The organism is Bacillus sp. NEAU-CP5 (genome assembly GCF_026420705.1).
Taxonomy (GTDB): Bacteria; Bacillota; Bacilli; order Bacillales; family Bacillaceae; genus Bacillus; species Bacillus velezensis.
In genome coordinates this window covers 159,614-175,846 of the sequence record NZ_JAPMOV010000004.1, presented here as the reverse complement: position 1 = coordinate 175,846, position 16,233 = coordinate 159,614, and the positions used below count along the sequence as shown (strand labels likewise).

Sequence of the window (16,233 nt, the reverse complement as noted above, 5' to 3'; positions counted from 1 at the left end):
TTTATCTCTGTTTTGTCAGATCAATGCGATGAGCGGGTTTTCCGCCGAATTTTGCTTCAGCCTCATGCCTTACCGCTTCATACGCTCTTGCTTCGACGTTTTGTTTAAACACATCAAGCTGTATCAAATAAGCCGCCCGCACTTTCAGCCCGTGGATGATGGAGATGACCCATAAAGGCAGCACGATATACACGCCCGGCGTGCTCGGCAGCACAAAAGCAATTGCTAAAATAATAAAATAGATAAGTCCGTATTTCAGCCATTTTTTGTTCTTAGCCCGGTAGCCGATATAGAAAAAGGCCAAGAAAGCGGTCAGCGCAAACGGAGCAAAAGTCAGCAGCAGCCACCAGCTGTGCAGCACTTCCCACCAAGTCCCTCTTTTCGTAATCAACATTCATTCCTCTTCCTTTACTACTATAACATGGATAATCAAGGAAGGTTTTCTATAAAAAACATAGACGGAATGACGTCTTCCTGCTATATTAATAATGATAATCATTATCACTGAAATAGGGGGATCATTATGAAGAAACAATCATGGCTGATCGGCCTGGCACTTCTGCTTGTTTTCGCATTAAGCGCTTGCAGCGGCGCGAAGGAAAACAACGGATCGGCATCAGGCAAAGGAAAGACAGACATGCGTACATATGAATCAACAAAAGGAAATATTGACATACCCGCACATCCGAAACGGATCGTCACTGACTTTTATGCAGGTGAGCTGCTGTCCGTTGACGCAAATGTCGTCGGGGCGGGCTCATGGGCTTTCAAAAATCCGTTTATCAAAAAACAGCTGAAAAACACCACGGACATCGGCAATCCCGTCAATGTGGAGAAAGTGATGCAGCTGAAGCCTGATTTAATCGTGCTGATGAAGGATGACCAATACGAGAAACTATCGAAAATCGCACCGACGATTGTCATTCCTTTTAACACCGCAAAGAACACGAAAGATACGGTCAGCCTATTCGGCGACATTGCCGGGGCGAAGGATAAAGCCAAAAGCTTTATGGCAGACTTCAACAAAAAAGCCGAAGCGAATCAAAAGCGCCTCAAAAACGTGATCGGCAAAGGCGAGACAGTCGGCCTTTATGAAACGACGGATAAAGGCGAAATCTGGATTTTCAATGACAATTCCGGCCGCGGCGGCCAAGCCGTTTATAACGCGCTCGGATTGAAAGCGCCGGCCAAAATTGAAAAAGACATCATGAAAACGGGCGCCATGAAACAGGTTTCCCAAGAGGTCATCCCTCAATATGCGGCTGATTATATGTTCATTACCGATTACAATCCGAATGGAGAAAGCAAAACATTTGAGCGTCTGAAAGATTCATCCGTTTGGAAAAATCTCGATGCCGTAAAAAACAATCGTGTCTTTATCAACGATTTCAACACCTTCTATCCGTATGACCCGATTGCCGTAAGCAAACAGATGGATATCATCACCGACATGCTGATCAAACGGGCTGAAGAAAATAAAAAATAAAAAAAGCGGCACAGTCATGACACTGTGCCGTTTTTCATGTTCACTTTAATTTTGACTGTACGGAGCCCGGCATATCTTCAAACCTGACTTCTTCCCAGGTCTCGACATACTTTCCTTTCGCCTTCACCTTCAAATACGCGTTCTTCCGAAGGTCTTTCCCGGCGAAAAAGGTCACTTCTTCTTTTTTCCCGGATGCGTTGTATCCGTCTAATGTATACTCAGTACCGCCCGGGCTAAGATGTTTGCCATCTCGATCAATCTGCACATAGACATCTTGCTGGTGAATAAACGGATTAAATCTGTCTGTAACATCGTTATGAAAAAAGAGAAGTCCGAATATGACGGCAGCGGCCGCCAAGACGGCCAGGATTGCCAATGCTTTTTTCATCTGTGCACTCCCTTTACTTGTTCATTTTTTTCAAATAGCTTGACCGCACTGTGAGGAAGAACAGAAGCTGAAAAATGAAAAACCCTCCGATAGTGAAACTGAGCGGCCCCGCTACATCGGAATAGCCTTCCACGGCCAATGTTCTCAAGGCAAACAGTGTATGCATGACGGCAATGACGAAAGGAAAGAAAAAGAGAATCGCCAATTGTATCGTCACGCTTTGTGCCATTTCACGCTCACTCAGACCGATTTTGGCCAATGAACGGTAGCGCTCCCGGTCTTCATCTAAATCTGTGAACAGCCTGAAATATAAGAAACTTGCTGCCGCGACAAAGAATACAATTGCGATAAACAGGCCGATGAATAAACTCAGGCTCGGCAGCTGCACCGTATCATAGTACGTCCCGGCTTTTGCCATAAAATCAGAATGCACGTCGATATAGTTTCCGTAAATCTCATCTTTCAAGGATTGGCTGAACCCAAGACTGTCTTTCCAATGATCATAGCTGTAGCCGTATAATGACGCTTTTTCACCGAGTGATTTAAGCTGATCAAAGGTTTGATCGTTCACCGCGATGACGGCATTTAATGAAATCAGCGGTTTTTCGACTTCTTTTACCGTCAGTTTTTGGTCAGACGGCTTGCCTTTTTGGTTCAGCAGCTTCAGCTGATCCGGTGCTTCGTTTTTGAAATTGCGGTCATACGTGCCCGGGAAATAGACAGCCTCATCATGTTTCAGGCCGCTCAGCTTGACATGGAAGTATGTTGACACATCCGATTCGCTGATCATGTAAACAGGCGGAACAGTATCTCCTTCCTGATAGCGAATATAGGAAACATTTATTTTGTCTTTCTTATACGTAAAGCCGTGTGTTTTCAGTTCATGGTCAATTTTTTTCAAATGAGTCTGTTCTTTTGGGTTGCCGCTGTAAGATAAATACTCCATCTCATATGCGGACTCTTCCGCCCCGACAGTCGATTTGTACATCGCGAGCACGCCCGTCGCCGTAAACGCTACCGCGGAAATAATGCTGACAATAAAGAACAGGCGGGCGTTGTCTTTTAAACGATAAACAAGATCAGAAACCCAAATGACATTTTTCCCGCGCAGATAAAAGGTTTTCCACTTCTTCAGCGCGCGCAGAATCCAGATGCTGCTTTGGCTGAAAAAGAAATACGTACCGATGACGGTAAGCAGTAAAATGATAAACGGTTGAGTCCCGTGGACATTGCCTTTAAGGACCATGCCGTACCCGCCGCACAGACAGGCGATGCCGAATAAGGACAGAAGCACGGACGGCTTCGGCTCCGGCTTGATCTTGTCAGTGCCCTTTATTAATTTGATCACCGTATTTGATCTGACAAAAAGGATCGTGAACTGCGATAAAAGGAAAAATAAGAGCAGAAATCCGCCGGCCGTAATGCCGAGCGCTTTCCAAGGCATGTACAGAGGCAGCGCGTCCATTTCTAAAATATAAGCGCCGACCGTAAAGAACGTCTTTGAAAAAATGAATCCTCCGATAATGCCGGCTGCAATTGACATGACGCCGATGATCATATTTTCCGCAGTAATGAGCTTTCTCAGCTGCCCCGGCGTGATGCCCTGCATGAGCAGGATGCCGAATTCTTTATTTCTCGATTTCAAAAATGCGTTAACCGAATACAGAACAAATAAGAAAGAAAAAACAAAGATCATCCATTCCGCGGCGGTTAAGCCTTTTCTGGCGATGTTATTCAGGTAGCCTTCCTTTAGTGCCGGATGAAACAGGAACATCGCAAAGGTAAAGAAAATCAAAACGGAAAAAGCGCTGCTTAAAAAGAAAGCAAGATAGGCCCTTTTGTTTCTCGTGACGTTTTTATAAGCGAACTGAAGAAAGGTCATTTGCGTTTCCCCCCAGCATAGACAGCACATCAAGAATCTGCTCATAAAAGACTTGGCGGTTTTCCCCGCGGTAAATCTCATTAAACAGTTCGCCGTCTTTTATAAAGATGACGCGGCGGCAGTAGCTTGCCGCAACCGGATCATGGGTCACCATCAAAGCCGTGATATGATCATCCTGATTCAGGCTCTGCATCGTTTCCATGACGTCTTTTGACGCTTTGGAATCAAGGTTTCCCGTCGGTTCATCGGCCAGAATGAGTGACGGCTTATGAATGACCGCTCTTGCGATGGCGGCCCGCTGGCGCTGTCCGCCGGATACTTCAAACGTCCGTTTGTTGAGCAGGTCTTCAATTCCGAGCTTTGCCGCGATGCCGTGCAGTTTTTCTTCCATGACAGACGGCGCTTCTTTTTCAAGCGTTAACGGCAGCATGATATTTTCACCGATTGTCAGTGTGTCCAGAAGGTTGAAATCCTGAAACACAAATCCGAGCTGCTTGCGGCGGAAATGAGCGAGCTTTGTCCGCTTCAGCCGGTGCGGGTTTTCTCCATGAATCAGGATATCGCCTGAATCCGGCCGGTCGATCGTTGAAATGATATTCAAAAGCGTTGTTTTTCCGGAGCCGGACGGTCCCATCACCGCCGTGAACCCGCCTTCTTCTATTGAAAACGAAATTTGTTTTAAAGCTTGATAGGACACTTGTCCTTTATAGGTTTTATTTATATGTTTGACTTCAAGCATATTCGCCATGAAAATCCTCCTTATGGTTTTATTCTTGTTGGTCTGGGCTGCTTTCATGTAGTGAGCCGGGGCATTTAACATAAAAATCCCCTTGACATAAATCCATGTTATCAAGGGGAAACAAAACGAGCTATGTTGTTTTCTTAACGCAGCCTTACATTTTTGTAAGAAATGAAAATCGGACCGATGTCCCTTCACCGGGGGACGAAGTGATGTCCACCGTATGATTGAGCTTGCCCGTAATTTCTTTGACGAGATGGAGGCCGATTCCCGTAGATTCTTGGAAACGCCGCCCGTTTTCGCCGGTGTAATAAGGGTCAAACACCCGCTTGATATCTTGCGAGGGTATGCCGACACCGTAATCTTTGACTTCAAGCACCGTCCTGTCTTCATCGCGGAAGACATTCAGCTCAAGTCTGTCACTCTTGCCTGCCGAATACTTGACCGCATTTGTGACCACTTGGCCGATCGCAAATTTGAGCCATTTCGCATCGGTGTAAATCTGATGATCATCGCGAATAACCATTTTCGGATAGACGCGGTATTGAATAAAAAATCGTTTATAGCTTTGAATGACCGATTGGAGAAGCTCTGATAAGGAAACCGCTTCAACTTTAAAATCCCGCTCAAACAGGTCGAGCCTTGAAGAATAAAGAAGCGTCTCCAGCCCGAATTCAATCTGCCGGACCTCTTTTTTGATTTGTTCAAAGACGGGCTCATCCTCTTCCTGAATGATTAAATTAATGACCGACAGCGGCGTTTTTACTTGGTGCACCCATTGGTTCATATACGTCACCCGCGCGTCAAGCTTGGCTTCGGTCTCATGGAGCTTCTGGTGCTGCATCCGGGTCAGCTCCATCTGCTTTTCATACAGCTCTGAACAAAACACTGAAGAACCGAGATACGGGATGTCCGTCCCTTCCTGCTCCGAGCTGAGCCAATGATACACGCCGCGGTCTTTGTACCAGCGATAGGCAAGATATCCCGCCAAAATAAGAAGCTGCACGCCCAATATGTAAAACAGGTGGGAAAAAGAATGAAGACCCGCAAACCAGTAATAAAAGAAAACAAACAGCCCTTGAAGGAGAAAAAGCAGAATCAGCACGGCATGAGACCGGAGAAACAGCTTCATGACAGCGCCCTCAGCTGGTAGCCTTCGCCCCGCACCGATTCAATGGAAACAGGCGCGTTCAGCTCCCGCAATTTTTTTCTGAGCCGCGTGATATACACGTTAAGCGTATTATCATCGACGAAAATATCGGTGTCCCACGTTTTTTCCATGAGCCGGTCTCTTCCCGTCACCTTTTCTCCCCGCTCCAGCAGCACTTCCAAAAGCTTGCTTTCTTTTTTAGAAAGCTCGCTTTTTTCGTCCTGAAAGCGCAGTTCAAACCGTTCCACAAAGAGCTGCACACCGGCATATTCAACCACTTTCTCTCCCTGCTTGGCGGCGTACTCTCCGTACGCCCTCCGGATCTGGCTTTTGATTTTCGCCAGCACAATATCGTAGGAAAACGGTTTTTCGATATAATCATCTCCGCCGTTTTCAATCGCCATCACTTGATCCATTTCCCCGCTTCTGGCTGAGATGAAAATGATCGGGCTTGTAGAATGCTGGCGGATCTGGCGGCACCAATAATAGCCGTCATAAGACGGCAGATTGATATCAAGCAGCACCACATCAGGCTTTTCCCGCAAAAAAACATCAAGAACAGCCGTGAAATCCGCGGCGGCCACGGTTTGATATCCGTATTTTTCAAGGTAATTCTGCAATAGTCCGCGAATGTCTTCACTATCTTCCACAATCATGATTTTATTCAAACTGAACCACTCCCGTTTCTTACACTGCTGCCATCATCATAATCGTTTCGGGCGTACGGGCGCAACACCGCACAAAAAAACCGCCACCTTGGCGGTTTCCGTTCTCATCAGCCGACCTGCTGTTTTACAGCTTTACCGGCTGATCCGAACTCTCTCATTTTGCTTCGCACCGTCTCTTCCACGGCTTCAATGCCGGGTGTCATGTAGCCGCGCGGTTCGTACAGATCACCGTTTTTCTGAAACATGCGGCGTGTTTCGTCTGTCCAGGCTACCATACATTCCGTGTTGATATTGATTTTCGCGTGGCCGAGCGTGATGGCTTTTTTGATCTGTTCCTGCGGAATCCCGGATGCTCCGTGAAGAACGAGAGGAATATCAGTCATGCGGGAGATAGCCTCCATTTCTTTAAATCCGAGATTCGGTTCACCTTGATATTTGCCGTGGACGGAGCCGAGGGCGGCGGCCAGCGCGTCGATATTGGTTTCTTTGACGATCCGCTCACATTCGGCGACATCGGCATAGCGGACCCCGCCGACCAGCCCGTCTTCCATGCCGCCGACCGTGCCGACTTCTGCTTCTACTGAGACGCCGTGCTTAGCCGCATAATCGGCGACTTCTTTTGTCATCGCGATGTTCTCATCAATCGGATGATGGGAGCCGTCAATCATCACTGAGCTGAAGCCGGCGTCAATGGCCTGTCTGCAGCGTTCCGCACTGCTTCCGTGATCAAGATGGAGCACGACGGGAACGGTAATCGCCATTTCTTCCATTAACGCGCCGACCATGGCGGAAATCGTTTTAAATCCGCCTAAATAGTCGACCAGACGATCGGAAGCCGCGGCGATGACCGGCGATTGCTCCTTTTGCGCCGCTTGCAGAATCGCCTTCGTCCATTGGAGGCCGTTGATATTAAATTGGCCGACTGCATAATGCTCCCGTTTCGCTTCTGCAAGAAGATGTTTCATGGTGACAAAAGCCATGTTCACGCCTCCTTCATGAAGTATTTTGATACGACGGCTTCCGTTGTTTCCTTTGCCGTTTTGATCGTTTCCTCCGCAGTCAGCTTATAATATTCAGGTCTGAACAGCTCTACGGAGACAACATCATTGAATCCGATTTCTTTTAACGCTGACAGATGGGCGTCTAAGTCAATCGCACCCTGTCCAGGCCAGACGCGGTCTTCATCTGTTAAAAAGCCGATCGGAAAGTCTTCTGTATCGTCGATATGATAGATGAAAATTTTCTTTCCGTCCGCCTGCTTCAAGCTCTCAATATTGGAGCCCATCGCGTGGAAATGGAAGCTGTCAAACACCAGTCCGACATTATCGCGGCCGACAGCGTTCACGATGTCATACGCCTGTTCAAATGTATTGACCGTACATTGCGGGTGGCCGACAAATTCAAGGGCAATGTTTACGCCGTACGGCTCCGCGATGTCCGAAAGCTCAGTCAGCACCTCTATGCTGCTCTTTTTGATCTCTTCTTTCAAGATCTTCCGCTCTGTCACAAGCGGCACGGCCACCACATATTTCACGCCGAGCGTCCTGCAGGTTTCCATCATGCTTTTGAATTCCGAAATGATCTCCCTATAGCCCTTCTCATCACGGTTGTTGAAGAAAACCAGTGCGTTCAGGGCAAGCGGTTTAATGTGATGGGTGCGAAAATATTCCGCCAGATCGGCCAGTGAATGGTCTTTTAAGTATTCCGGCAGTTTATCCATTGTGCGGATTTCAATATAATCATAGCCGTGCTTTTCGCACAGTTCTAAATCCTGTTTCAGGTTTGAATTCTCCAGCGTAGTCGCTTCATTAAAGCAAAGTTTCATGTCAGCCTCTCCCATCCGCGTTTTCGATAAGAAGGGAGTCCGGCTGGAGGGCTTTTTTGCCCCGCTCCGCCGAACTCCATACTCAGCTTATGCCATACCTAATTCTTCCTTTAATTTCTTAAGCGTGGTCCGGCTTGATTCATCCGCTCTTTCGCCGACCCAAGCAAAAACGGCGTTCGTCGCAATTCCGTCGAATTTCATCTCTCTCATCTTTCTGAAAATCGTTTCAAAATCAACCTCGCCTTGCCCGATGTCCAAATGCTGGTGAACCGTTACTTTCGCGTCAGGCGGGTTGACGATATAGCGCAGGCCATGCGCCGCTTTATGATTAAAAGTATCTGCAAATAAAACATGTGTGAGGCGGTCGCCGGCTTCATCAAACATAGTCGCAATATCGCCTTTGCCGTCATCATAGAAGAACGTATGCGCAGTCGAGTAGACAAGATTGATCCAATCCTTGTCAAGCGCGCGGATCATATCCATCGCCCCTTTGTGCGTTTCGATAAAATCGTATGGATGAGCCTGCAGATTGAGTTTAACGCCTTCTTTTTCAAAGACGGGCAGCAGCTCATCCATGGATTTGATAAATTTTTCTTCACTTGTCAACGGATCATATTTTGAACCGCTGAATTCACTGTTCATCAAATCCACTTCAAGTTCAACCGCAATTTCGATCGCCCGTTTCCAGTTGCGCACGGCGGCCTGACGACGGTCTTCATCAGGACCCGCCCAGTGGTAAAGCGGAAGAAGAGAGGACAGCTTCACACCTGTATCTTTTAAAAGGCGCTTCAATTGTTTGATTTTTGCTGAATCGACTTTCGGATATTTATAGAAAGGACAAAAATCCTCGCGCGGAGACAGTTCGATATATTCGTATCCGAGTTCCGCCGTTTTATAGACCATTTCTTCTAACGTTAAATCATCGCGGTACATGGATGGATCTAAGGCCAGTTTCATTTCTTTCACTCCCGATCTATTATTTGTTCACAGTCGTAAATGATTGGTAGAATGCCGGTTTCTCTTGCAGCGCCACTGGCTCTTTCTGGCCGGATTCCTGAGCTTTTACGCACGCGTCAGTTGTCACCGCGGCAATATAACCGTCCCATGCCGTCGGGCCGCTGACTTCGCCTTTATTCCGGATCGAATCAATGAAGTCTTGAATTTCCACATCATACGCAGCCACAAATCGGCGCTGCCAATCCATCAGGATATCGGTGCTGAATTTCCCTTCTTTTCTCAAGCTGATGCTTGATGGTTCCGGAAGCTTGATAACGCCGTCTTCCCCAACGATTTCACATTGAATGTCATAGCCGTATTTACAGTTCACGTAGATTTCGGCATTGATGACGATGCCGCCTTTTGTTTCGATGATGACCATCTGCGGATCTTTCAGATGCGGCAGCGCATTTTTTGATTTCTTCGGATAGATCACCTGTACGGATTCATAGTCGTCATTGACGAGCCAGTGGAGGACATCAATTTCATGAACGAGCGTATCGACGACGGCCATGTCCGTTGAATAATTCGATGCGACTGTCGGGTTGCGGTGCGCACAGTGAATCATGAGCGGCTCGCCGACCACGCGGTTGTCAATCGCTTCTTTCAGCTGAACGTAACCGCTGTCATACCTGCGCATGAAACCTACCTGCACCAATCGTTTTCCCGTCTTCATTTCTTCCTCGACAATGCGCATACAGCCTTCTGCCGTTGTCGCAAGCGGCTTTTCACAAAACACGTGCTTGCCGTGCTGAATCGCTTTCAAAACGCTGGACTCGTGAGCCGGGCCCCAGCTTGTCACTAAGACGGCATCCACATTTTCAGCAGCGAGGAGGCTGTCGTCATCAGGATAAACGGAGGCGTTCAAATTGAAATCCTGAACGGTCTGCTGCGCGGCCTCCTGATTCACATCTGTGACAGCGGTAATTTCCGCTCCGGACAGCTTATTTGTGATGCGGTTGATGTGCTCTTTTCCGATAGCACCGGTTCCGATAACACCTATACGTAAATTCATTGATCGCCACTCCTTCTGATAATCAAATAATGGTTCTCGTCTTTCTTTTCTCGCTGCCGTCCTGAGGAGCACCGTACAGTTCCTCCTGTATCTGTTCAAGCGACTTGCCGGACGTATTCGGCGCGAAGACAAGCCCGATGATCATACTGGCCGTCACACATATGAGCAGAATACCGGCCATAAAACCGATGCCGAATTGTGACATGATGACCGGCACAAATAAACTCCAAATTCCGATTGAAATACGGACGAGAAAGAACATGAGCCCTTGTGCTGACGCTCTGTGTTCTGTCGGGAACAGCTCGCTTGCCCACAGCTGGTAGTTCGCCTGCTGGCCGGCTCCGTTATTGATGCCGATCGCTAAAACAAACAGAAGCAGCATCGGGAGTCCCTGAAAGGGCAGTAAAAACAGCGACCAGCCGACAACGGCCATACATGCGCAGATTCCGAACACCGTTTTCCGATATTTATCTGCAAAAGGCATGAAGATACAGGCGACGCCGAGCCCGGTGAAGATAAACAGGGCCATCTGCAGAATGTTGGCCGTATTTGCGGATACGCCGCCGACCTGCTGGTAGATGTACGGCATGAAGAATCCCATGACGCCCGCTGCGAGATTCCATACGAGAAACACACCCATTAAAAACAAAATGTTCTTGAAAAATTTCGGCTGAAGCAGGTCAAAATAAGATGTTTTTTTCACGGCGGCAGGCCGCTCTTCACTGTTTTTCCAGGCATCCGACTCAGGTAAACGCTTTCTTATCACATATGTGATCAGGGCAATCACCAATAGATGCGCAAAGACAATTTTATTTCCTAAAAGCCCGAGGTCACCGACCAAAACGGATAACAGCAGAACCACAACGGCTCCTGCGGCCCACGCCACCTGCGCCACTCCGCAATGCCTCGCCCGGTTTTTCTCGGGGGCGTTTTCCGCGATAATGGTCCATGAAGCCGTAATATCCGCGCCTACAGAAATCCCGATAATCATGTATCCGCATAACAGCATGGGAAAGTTGAATCCAAACAAAACCAAACAAATTCCTAAGGCGTAGACGAGCATACTGTTTGTGTATACAGCTTTTCGGCCGACCTTATCAGCCAAATACCCGCCGAGCAGCGCTCCGATGGCCGCTGATATCGCGTTTGCGCTGAAGGCGCCGAGCAATCCGATCTGGCTGTCGGACAGCTTCAAATAGCTGACCCACATAGATAAACCCGCTGATCCTGCCACAATGGAACCCGCATCAATGTAATTTGCTAATGCTGCGGCGATGGTCCTTTTGCTGAAAGCTGATTCCGCCTTGGCACTATTCATATAAGTCCCCCTCTAATTTGCAGGATCAAGCAGTTCACTGTCGATGTACTTTCTCGCAATCAGCGCGTACTCAAGCGGATTGGCGACTGCCGGGTCTTGTTCGGCTTCGATGACGATCCAGCCTGAATAATCATGACGGACGAGCGTTCGGTATACTTCGGTAAAATCGATGCATCCGTCTCCGGGAACCGTAAAAATGCCCTGTAAAAACGACTGCCTGAATGACTTGCCTTCCTGTCTGCACCGCTCCATAATGTCAAACCGGGCGTCCTTGAAATGAACGTGTCTGATCCGATCCATATGCTTGTTGAGAATCGTCATATAGTCTCCGTCCGAGATATAGGCATGGCCGGTATCATAAAGTAAATGGACATACCGCGGGTCCGTTCCATCCATCAGCCGGTCAACTTCTTCCGCCGTCTGGACGCCTGTGCCGAGATGATGATGAAACGTGAGGTCCAGCCCGTATTCGCCAGCGATTTTCCCGAGACGGTTCAAGCCTTGGCACAGCGTATCCCATTCTTCATCTGAGAAATGCGGTTTTTCCTTAAATACATCAATGTCCAAGCCCTGAACGCTGTACGTCTGTTCAGAAACGATGGCGACATCCGCTCCGACTTTCTGCAAATAATCACAGTGTTCTGTAAATTGTTCAGCCGTTTTTTCAATACCGTCTTGTATGATAAAGCTGCTGAACCATTTCCCCGCAATCCGCAAGTTCCGGAGAGCCAGCTCCTTATTGAGGACGGAGGGTTCAGGGAAAAACCCTCCCACTTCCGTACCTTGAAAGCCGGCGACAACAATATCGCTTAACAAATGCTGCAGCGTATTCCCGGCTCCGATTTCCGGTATATCGTCATTGCGCCACCCAATGGGAGCGATGCCCCACAGAATATCTTGTTTGCCCATCGTGATGCCTCCCCTCTAGTACTGCTTTGCAGACTTCAGCTTCGTCTCTTTCGCTTCGTATGCCCGCTGAACGCTTTCCTGCTCCGACACTTCCGCCACGCCGACATGCCACCAGCTGTCATAGCCGTCCGTCATCGTTTTCGGCAGAACCTTCATTTCAATTAAAGTGGATACGTCTTGCGTTTTCGCATCTTCAAGCGCCGCTTTCAGTTCTTCAACCGTATTGGCTCTGTATGTTTTAGCGCCGTAGCCCTCTGCCACCTTCGCGTAATCAACGTTTAAAATCTGATTGTCCTCTGTGCGGAACTCGCAAAAATAACTGTCGCTCCCGTGATCCATCTGCAGGTTGTTAATACAGCCGAATCCCGAGTTGTCAAAAAGCAGGACATTGATTTTTTTGTTATATTGAAGCGCGGTAATCAGCTCTGAGTGCAGCATCAGAAAGCTTCCGTCGCCGACGAGTGAATAGACTTCTTTGTCGGGATGGGCCAGCTTGAGGCCGAGCGTGCCTGATATCTCATACCCCATGCAGGAATAGCCGTACTCGAGGTGGTACGTATTCGGGACATTGGAATGCCACAGCCGCTGCAGATCCCCCGGAAGAGATCCCGCCGAACTGATGACGACGCTGTCTTCAGGAATCGTGTCATTGATGGTCAACAGCGCCGTTGTCTGCGGCAGCTCAGTCCCGAGCGCGTCGGCATACTCGTTTAACACGTCCTGTGAAAAATGGTTCTTAATTTCCGGTTCAAACGCGTCACGTGTAAAAGTGACCTTGCCGAGCCGGTCCCGTTCAGCAAGCCATTCATCTTTCCAGTCTTTAATCGCCGTGCCGAATGCACTTTTATATCCGTCTAATAAGCCGTGCAGCCTGCCGAGCGTCACTTTCGCATCGGCTACAACCTGAAACGCGTCAAGCTTGTAAGCCTGCATGCGGCTGACGTTGATATTCAAAAATTTTGCTTTGTCAAAATCAAACGCCGTTTTCGAGGATGTCGCAAAGTCCGTGTACCGTGTGCCGACACCGATGATCAGATCAGCCTGGCGGGCGGCTTTGTTTGCGGCGAGGGTGCCCGTGATGCCCATGCCGCCCAGATTGTTGGCGAAATCGGCTTCAACCGTTGACTTGCCGGCCTGCGTTTCGACAAGCGGAATGCCGTATGTTTCAGAAAGCGCGATTAATTCCTCACGCGCGCCGGAGTACTTCGCGCCGCCGCCCACTAAAATGACGGGACGGCAGCTCTCCTTAATTCTTTCCGCGGCGCCTTTCAGTTCACGCTCGCTCGGCTGCATCCGGTCAATGTAATGAACGCGTTTTTCAAAGAAGCTTTCATCAAAATCAAATGCTTCTCCCTCTACATCCTGAGAAATACAGATGGTCGCCGGACCCGCTTTTGCCGGATCTGTCATCACTTCAAATGCCCGGATTAAGCTGCTCATCAGCTGCTCAGGTCGGGTAATGCGGTCCCAATAGCGGGACACGGGCTTTAACGCATCGTTTGTTGTGACGGCGGCACTGTATTCCTGCTCCACCTGCTGAAGCACCGGGTCAGGCTGCCTCGTCGCAAAGGTATCGGCCGGAAGCAGCAGCACCGGAATATGATTGGCCAGCGCCGTACCCGCGGCAGCCGTCAAGTTAGCGGCACCCGGACCGACCGATGTCGATACCGCGTAAATTTTTCTTCTCAGCATCTGCTTGCTGTATGCCATCGCGGCATGCGCCATGCCTTGTTCGTTTTTGCCTTGATAGACTTTCAGGTGCCCGGCGTCCTGCTCAAGCGCCTGCCCGATCCCCAACACATTTCCGTGGCCGAAAATCGTGAAGATGCCCTCAACGAACGGCTCTTCTTTTCCGTCAACATGAATGTACTGCCGGTTCAAGAATTGAATCAGCGCTTGTGCTGTCGTTAAGCGAATTGTCTTACCCACAAACGATCCCACCTTTTATACGTTCTATTTACCGTTAAGACTGTGCTGCGCTTCAATCAGTTCGATGATTTCACCGGCAGCCGGCATTGCTTCTGAGGAGCTGTGTTTGCTGACGACGATGGAAGCGGAAGCGCTCCCGTATTTTAAAGCCGTTTCAATATCCCGGCCGCTGACAAGTCCGTAGATGAAGGCTGACGCATAGGAATCACCCGCTCCGAAGGTCTTCAGCACCTTTGTTTTATAGGCATGCGCCCGGAAAACTTCTCCCGATCTGCTGTATGCGTATGATCCGTCAACGCCGTGCTTAATGACGACAAGGTCAGCGGAGTGCGCAAACAAATGGCGGACGGTTTCATCGTTATTTCCGCCGCTGCGGTTTTCCATTACGTCAAATTCATCACGCGTACCGATGACGATACCGGATTGTTCCGCCACCAGCGTGTAGTACACGGCTGTTTCTTCTGCCGATTGCCATGTATACGGACGGTAGTCGAGCTCAAACACGACTTTTACGTCATGTTTTTTTGCGATATGCACCGCTTTTAAGACGGCTTCGCGCGACGGGCTTTTCGCAAGCGCCGTACCTGATACGAGCAGCATTTTCGCGTTTGCGATGTAGCCTTCATTGACTTCGGACGGCTCAAGATACAAATCCGCCACGTCATCCCGGTACATCAGAATGCTGCACTCTTCCGGACTGAGAATTTCCGTAAAAGCGAGCCCGGCTTTGCGCCCTTCTCTGTCAACGGTCATTTGTGACGTATCAACGCCCTTTCCCTGCATATAAGAAACGATGAATCTGCCGTGCTGATCGTCCGGGATTTTGCCGATAAAACCGGCTTTTAATCCGAGCTTGGCGCTGCCGATCGCAATATTTGCCGGGGAACCGCCGACATATTTAGAAAACGTCATCGTTTCTTCCATCGGCCGGTTGTATTCCGCCGCGTTCAAATCAATACACGCGCGTCCGATCGCGACAATATCAAACTCTTTTTCTTCATTAAACGTATATTTCATCGTTATCTGCCACTCCTCACTTGTTAGCGTTCCAGGATCCATTCATGGGCCGGATCATTATGAAACTTCCATTTTCGTGTCGGTCCCGCCATTACATTCAGGTAGTAAGAGGTATACCCGTCCGGAACACCAACCGGGTGATAGCCCGCCGGTACGATGACAACGTTTTCATTTTCTGCGGTCATCGTCTCGTCAATCGAGCGGTCGTCCGTGTACACACGCTGGAAGACAAACCCCTGCGGCGGGTCCGTTTCATGGTAATAGGTTTCTTCTAAAAAGGATTCAGCCGGCAGATTGTCTTGGTCATGTTTATGAGGCGGGTAGCTCGACCAGTTGCCGCTGTCCGTGTAAACTTCAACAACGAGAAGGCTGTTTGCCGATGGATCTGAATCGGGGAGAATATTATGAACGGTTCGTTTGTTTGCCAGCTTGCCGCGATGTTCCACACCGTTGTCTTCCGCTTTTATCAGCTTTGTCGGAAGCTGGTGTTCGGACGGAGAATAGCACAGCGCGACCCTCGCCCCGCTGACCGCTGTGATTTCAAAAGAGCGGTCATTGGACACATAAACGCTGTCCGTCGGTTTTCTTTCAAATACGCTTTCACGGGTGCCGATGCTTTCAAATGTCTGATCATAATCAGTGACGGTGATTTTTCCCGTTACCGCAACGATGCAGCACTCCGTCTTTTTCAAATCCTCTGTATATGCGGAACCGGGAGTGAGGTCAACGACTTTAAATCCGACGTATTTGAGGTCTGAATTGGCTGAAGTGACGTCATGTATGATGTTCACGCCTTGAGAAATCTCATCGGCCTGCGGTTTGCGCAGCAAATGACTCATGTTTATTCCTCCTTAATGGATGGTAAAAGAAAACCCGGACGGAATCACAAAGCCGTCCGGGCCGGCTGTCAG

The 16,233-nt window shown here is 48.9% G+C and carries 16 protein-coding genes; 1 reads left to right on the top strand and 15 read right to left on the bottom strand.

Features of this window, described 5'->3' with window-relative positions; genetic code table 11:
• Position 1 precedes the first annotated feature (1 nt).
• A complete protein-coding gene (locus tag OTK50_RS13650) occupies positions 2-394 on the bottom strand; it encodes a hypothetical protein (protein ID WP_043020880.1) in 393 nt (130 codons plus the stop codon).
• 129 nt (positions 395-523) lie between these two features.
• Here OTK50_RS13650 and OTK50_RS13645 point away from each other — a divergent pair, with 129 nt between their 5' ends.
• Positions 524-1,486, top strand: coding sequence for an iron-hydroxamate ABC transporter substrate-binding protein (locus tag OTK50_RS13645; protein WP_094031412.1), 963 nt, complete (start codon positions 524-526; stop codon positions 1,484-1,486).
• Between the two features lie 40 nt (positions 1,487-1,526).
• Here OTK50_RS13645 and OTK50_RS13640 read toward each other — a convergent pair whose 3' ends face one another.
• From OTK50_RS13640 to iolB, 14 genes are all read right to left on the bottom strand, one after another.
• A complete protein-coding gene (locus OTK50_RS13640) occupies positions 1,527-1,874 on the bottom strand; it encodes a YxeA family protein (RefSeq protein WP_094031413.1) in 348 nt (115 codons plus the stop codon).
• A 13-nt stretch (positions 1,875-1,887) separates the two neighbouring features.
• Positions 1,888-3,756, bottom strand: a complete 1,869-nt coding sequence (yxdM, locus tag OTK50_RS13635; protein WP_094031414.1) for an ABC transporter permease YxdM — start codon at positions 3,754-3,756, stop codon at positions 1,888-1,890.
• Entirely contained in the window at positions 3,731-4,504 is a 774-nt protein-coding gene (gene yxdL, locus OTK50_RS13630) for an ABC transporter ATP-binding protein YxdL (protein ID WP_007614823.1), read from the bottom strand. Before yxdL ends, yxdM begins: the two co-directional genes overlap by 26 nt.
• A gap of 145 nt (positions 4,505-4,649) precedes the next feature.
• Positions 4,650-5,627, bottom strand: coding sequence for a two-component system sensor histidine kinase YxdK (yxdK, locus tag OTK50_RS13625; protein WP_094031415.1), 978 nt, complete (start codon positions 5,625-5,627; stop codon positions 4,650-4,652).
• Positions 5,624-6,313 (bottom strand): two-component system response regulator YxdJ, encoded by a 690-nt coding sequence (gene yxdJ / locus OTK50_RS13620; protein WP_004393241.1) that lies wholly within the window; start codon positions 6,311-6,313, stop codon positions 5,624-5,626. Before yxdJ ends, yxdK begins: the two co-directional genes overlap by 4 nt.
• A 107-nt stretch (positions 6,314-6,420) precedes the next feature.
• Positions 6,421-7,293 carry a class II fructose-1,6-bisphosphate aldolase gene (gene fba, locus OTK50_RS13615; protein ID WP_012118840.1) on the bottom strand — a complete coding sequence of 291 codons (873 nt, stop codon included), beginning with the start codon at positions 7,291-7,293 and terminating at the stop codon, positions 6,421-6,423.
• 2 nt (positions 7,294-7,295) lie between these two features.
• Complete coding sequence (gene iolI, locus OTK50_RS13610; RefSeq protein ID WP_007407832.1) at positions 7,296-8,138, bottom strand: 2-keto-myo-inositol isomerase; 843 nt, start codon at positions 8,136-8,138, stop codon at positions 7,296-7,298.
• Positions 8,139-8,225: 87 nt separating this feature from the next.
• Positions 8,226-9,095, bottom strand: a complete 870-nt coding sequence (locus tag OTK50_RS13605; RefSeq protein ID WP_007407833.1) for a sugar phosphate isomerase/epimerase family protein — start codon at positions 9,093-9,095, stop codon at positions 8,226-8,228.
• 19 nt (positions 9,096-9,114) lie between these two features.
• Complete coding sequence (locus OTK50_RS13600; protein ID WP_020958069.1) at positions 9,115-10,149, bottom strand: Gfo/Idh/MocA family protein; 1,035 nt, start codon at positions 10,147-10,149, stop codon at positions 9,115-9,117.
• A gap of 22 nt (positions 10,150-10,171) precedes the next feature.
• Positions 10,172-11,467: an MFS transporter gene (locus tag OTK50_RS13595; protein WP_032867917.1), complete on the bottom strand. Its 1,296-nt coding sequence runs from the start codon at positions 11,465-11,467 to the stop codon at positions 10,172-10,174.
• 12 nt (positions 11,468-11,479) lie between these two features.
• On the bottom strand, positions 11,480-12,376 hold the full coding sequence (gene iolE, locus OTK50_RS13590; protein ID WP_038460461.1) for a myo-inosose-2 dehydratase: 897 nt from the start codon (positions 12,374-12,376) through the stop codon (positions 11,480-11,482).
• Positions 12,377-12,391: 15 nt separating this feature from the next.
• Positions 12,392-14,305 carry a 3D-(3,5/4)-trihydroxycyclohexane-1,2-dione acylhydrolase (decyclizing) gene (gene iolD / locus OTK50_RS13585; RefSeq protein WP_094031416.1) on the bottom strand — a complete coding sequence of 638 codons (1,914 nt, stop codon included), beginning with the start codon at positions 14,303-14,305 and terminating at the stop codon, positions 12,392-12,394.
• Between the two features lie 24 nt (positions 14,306-14,329).
• Entirely contained in the window at positions 14,330-15,322 is a 993-nt protein-coding gene (iolC, locus tag OTK50_RS13580; RefSeq protein WP_094031417.1) for a 5-dehydro-2-deoxygluconokinase, read from the bottom strand.
• Positions 15,323-15,345: 23 nt separating this feature from the next.
• Entirely contained in the window at positions 15,346-16,161 is an 816-nt protein-coding gene (gene iolB, locus OTK50_RS13575) for a 5-deoxy-glucuronate isomerase (RefSeq protein WP_012118847.1), read from the bottom strand.
• Between the last annotated feature and the right edge of the window lie 72 nt (positions 16,162-16,233).

Excerpts from the sequence above, each read along its gene's own strand:
- OTK50_RS13650 (WP_043020880.1), bottom strand. The coding sequence starts at position 394 with ATGTTGATTACGAAAAGAGGGACTTGGTGGGAAGTGCTGCACAGCTGG.
- OTK50_RS13645 (WP_094031412.1), top strand. The coding sequence starts at position 524 with ATGAAGAAACAATCATGGCTGATCGGCCTGGCACTTCTGCTTGTTTTC.
- OTK50_RS13640 (WP_094031413.1), bottom strand. The coding sequence starts at position 1,874 with ATGAAAAAAGCATTGGCAATCCTGGCCGTCTTGGCGGCCGCTGCCGTC.
- yxdM (WP_094031414.1), bottom strand. The coding sequence starts at position 3,756 with ATGACCTTTCTTCAGTTCGCTTATAAAAACGTCACGAGAAACAAAAGG.
- yxdL (WP_007614823.1), bottom strand. The coding sequence starts at position 4,504 with ATGGCGAATATGCTTGAAGTCAAACATATAAATAAAACCTATAAAGGA.
- yxdK (WP_094031415.1), bottom strand. The coding sequence starts at position 5,627 with ATGAAGCTGTTTCTCCGGTCTCATGCCGTGCTGATTCTGCTTTTTCTC.
- fba (WP_012118840.1), bottom strand. The coding sequence starts at position 7,293 with ATGGCTTTTGTCACCATGAAACATCTTCTTGCAGAAGCGAAACGGGAG.
- iolI (WP_007407832.1), bottom strand. The coding sequence starts at position 8,138 with ATGAAACTTTGCTTTAATGAAGCGACTACGCTGGAGAATTCAAACCTG.
- OTK50_RS13605 (WP_007407833.1), bottom strand. The coding sequence starts at position 9,095 with ATGAAACTGGCCTTAGATCCATCCATGTACCGCGATGATTTAACGTTA.
- OTK50_RS13600 (WP_020958069.1), bottom strand. The coding sequence starts at position 10,149 with ATGAATTTACGTATAGGTGTTATCGGAACCGGTGCTATCGGAAAAGAG.
- OTK50_RS13595 (WP_032867917.1), bottom strand. The coding sequence starts at position 11,467 with ATGAATAGTGCCAAGGCGGAATCAGCTTTCAGCAAAAGGACCATCGCC.
- iolE (WP_038460461.1), bottom strand. The coding sequence starts at position 12,376 with ATGGGCAAACAAGATATTCTGTGGGGCATCGCTCCCATTGGGTGGCGC.
- iolC (WP_094031417.1), bottom strand. The coding sequence starts at position 15,322 with ATGAAATATACGTTTAATGAAGAAAAAGAGTTTGATATTGTCGCGATC.
- iolB (WP_012118847.1), bottom strand. The coding sequence starts at position 16,161 with ATGAGTCATTTGCTGCGCAAACCGCAGGCCGATGAGATTTCTCAAGGC.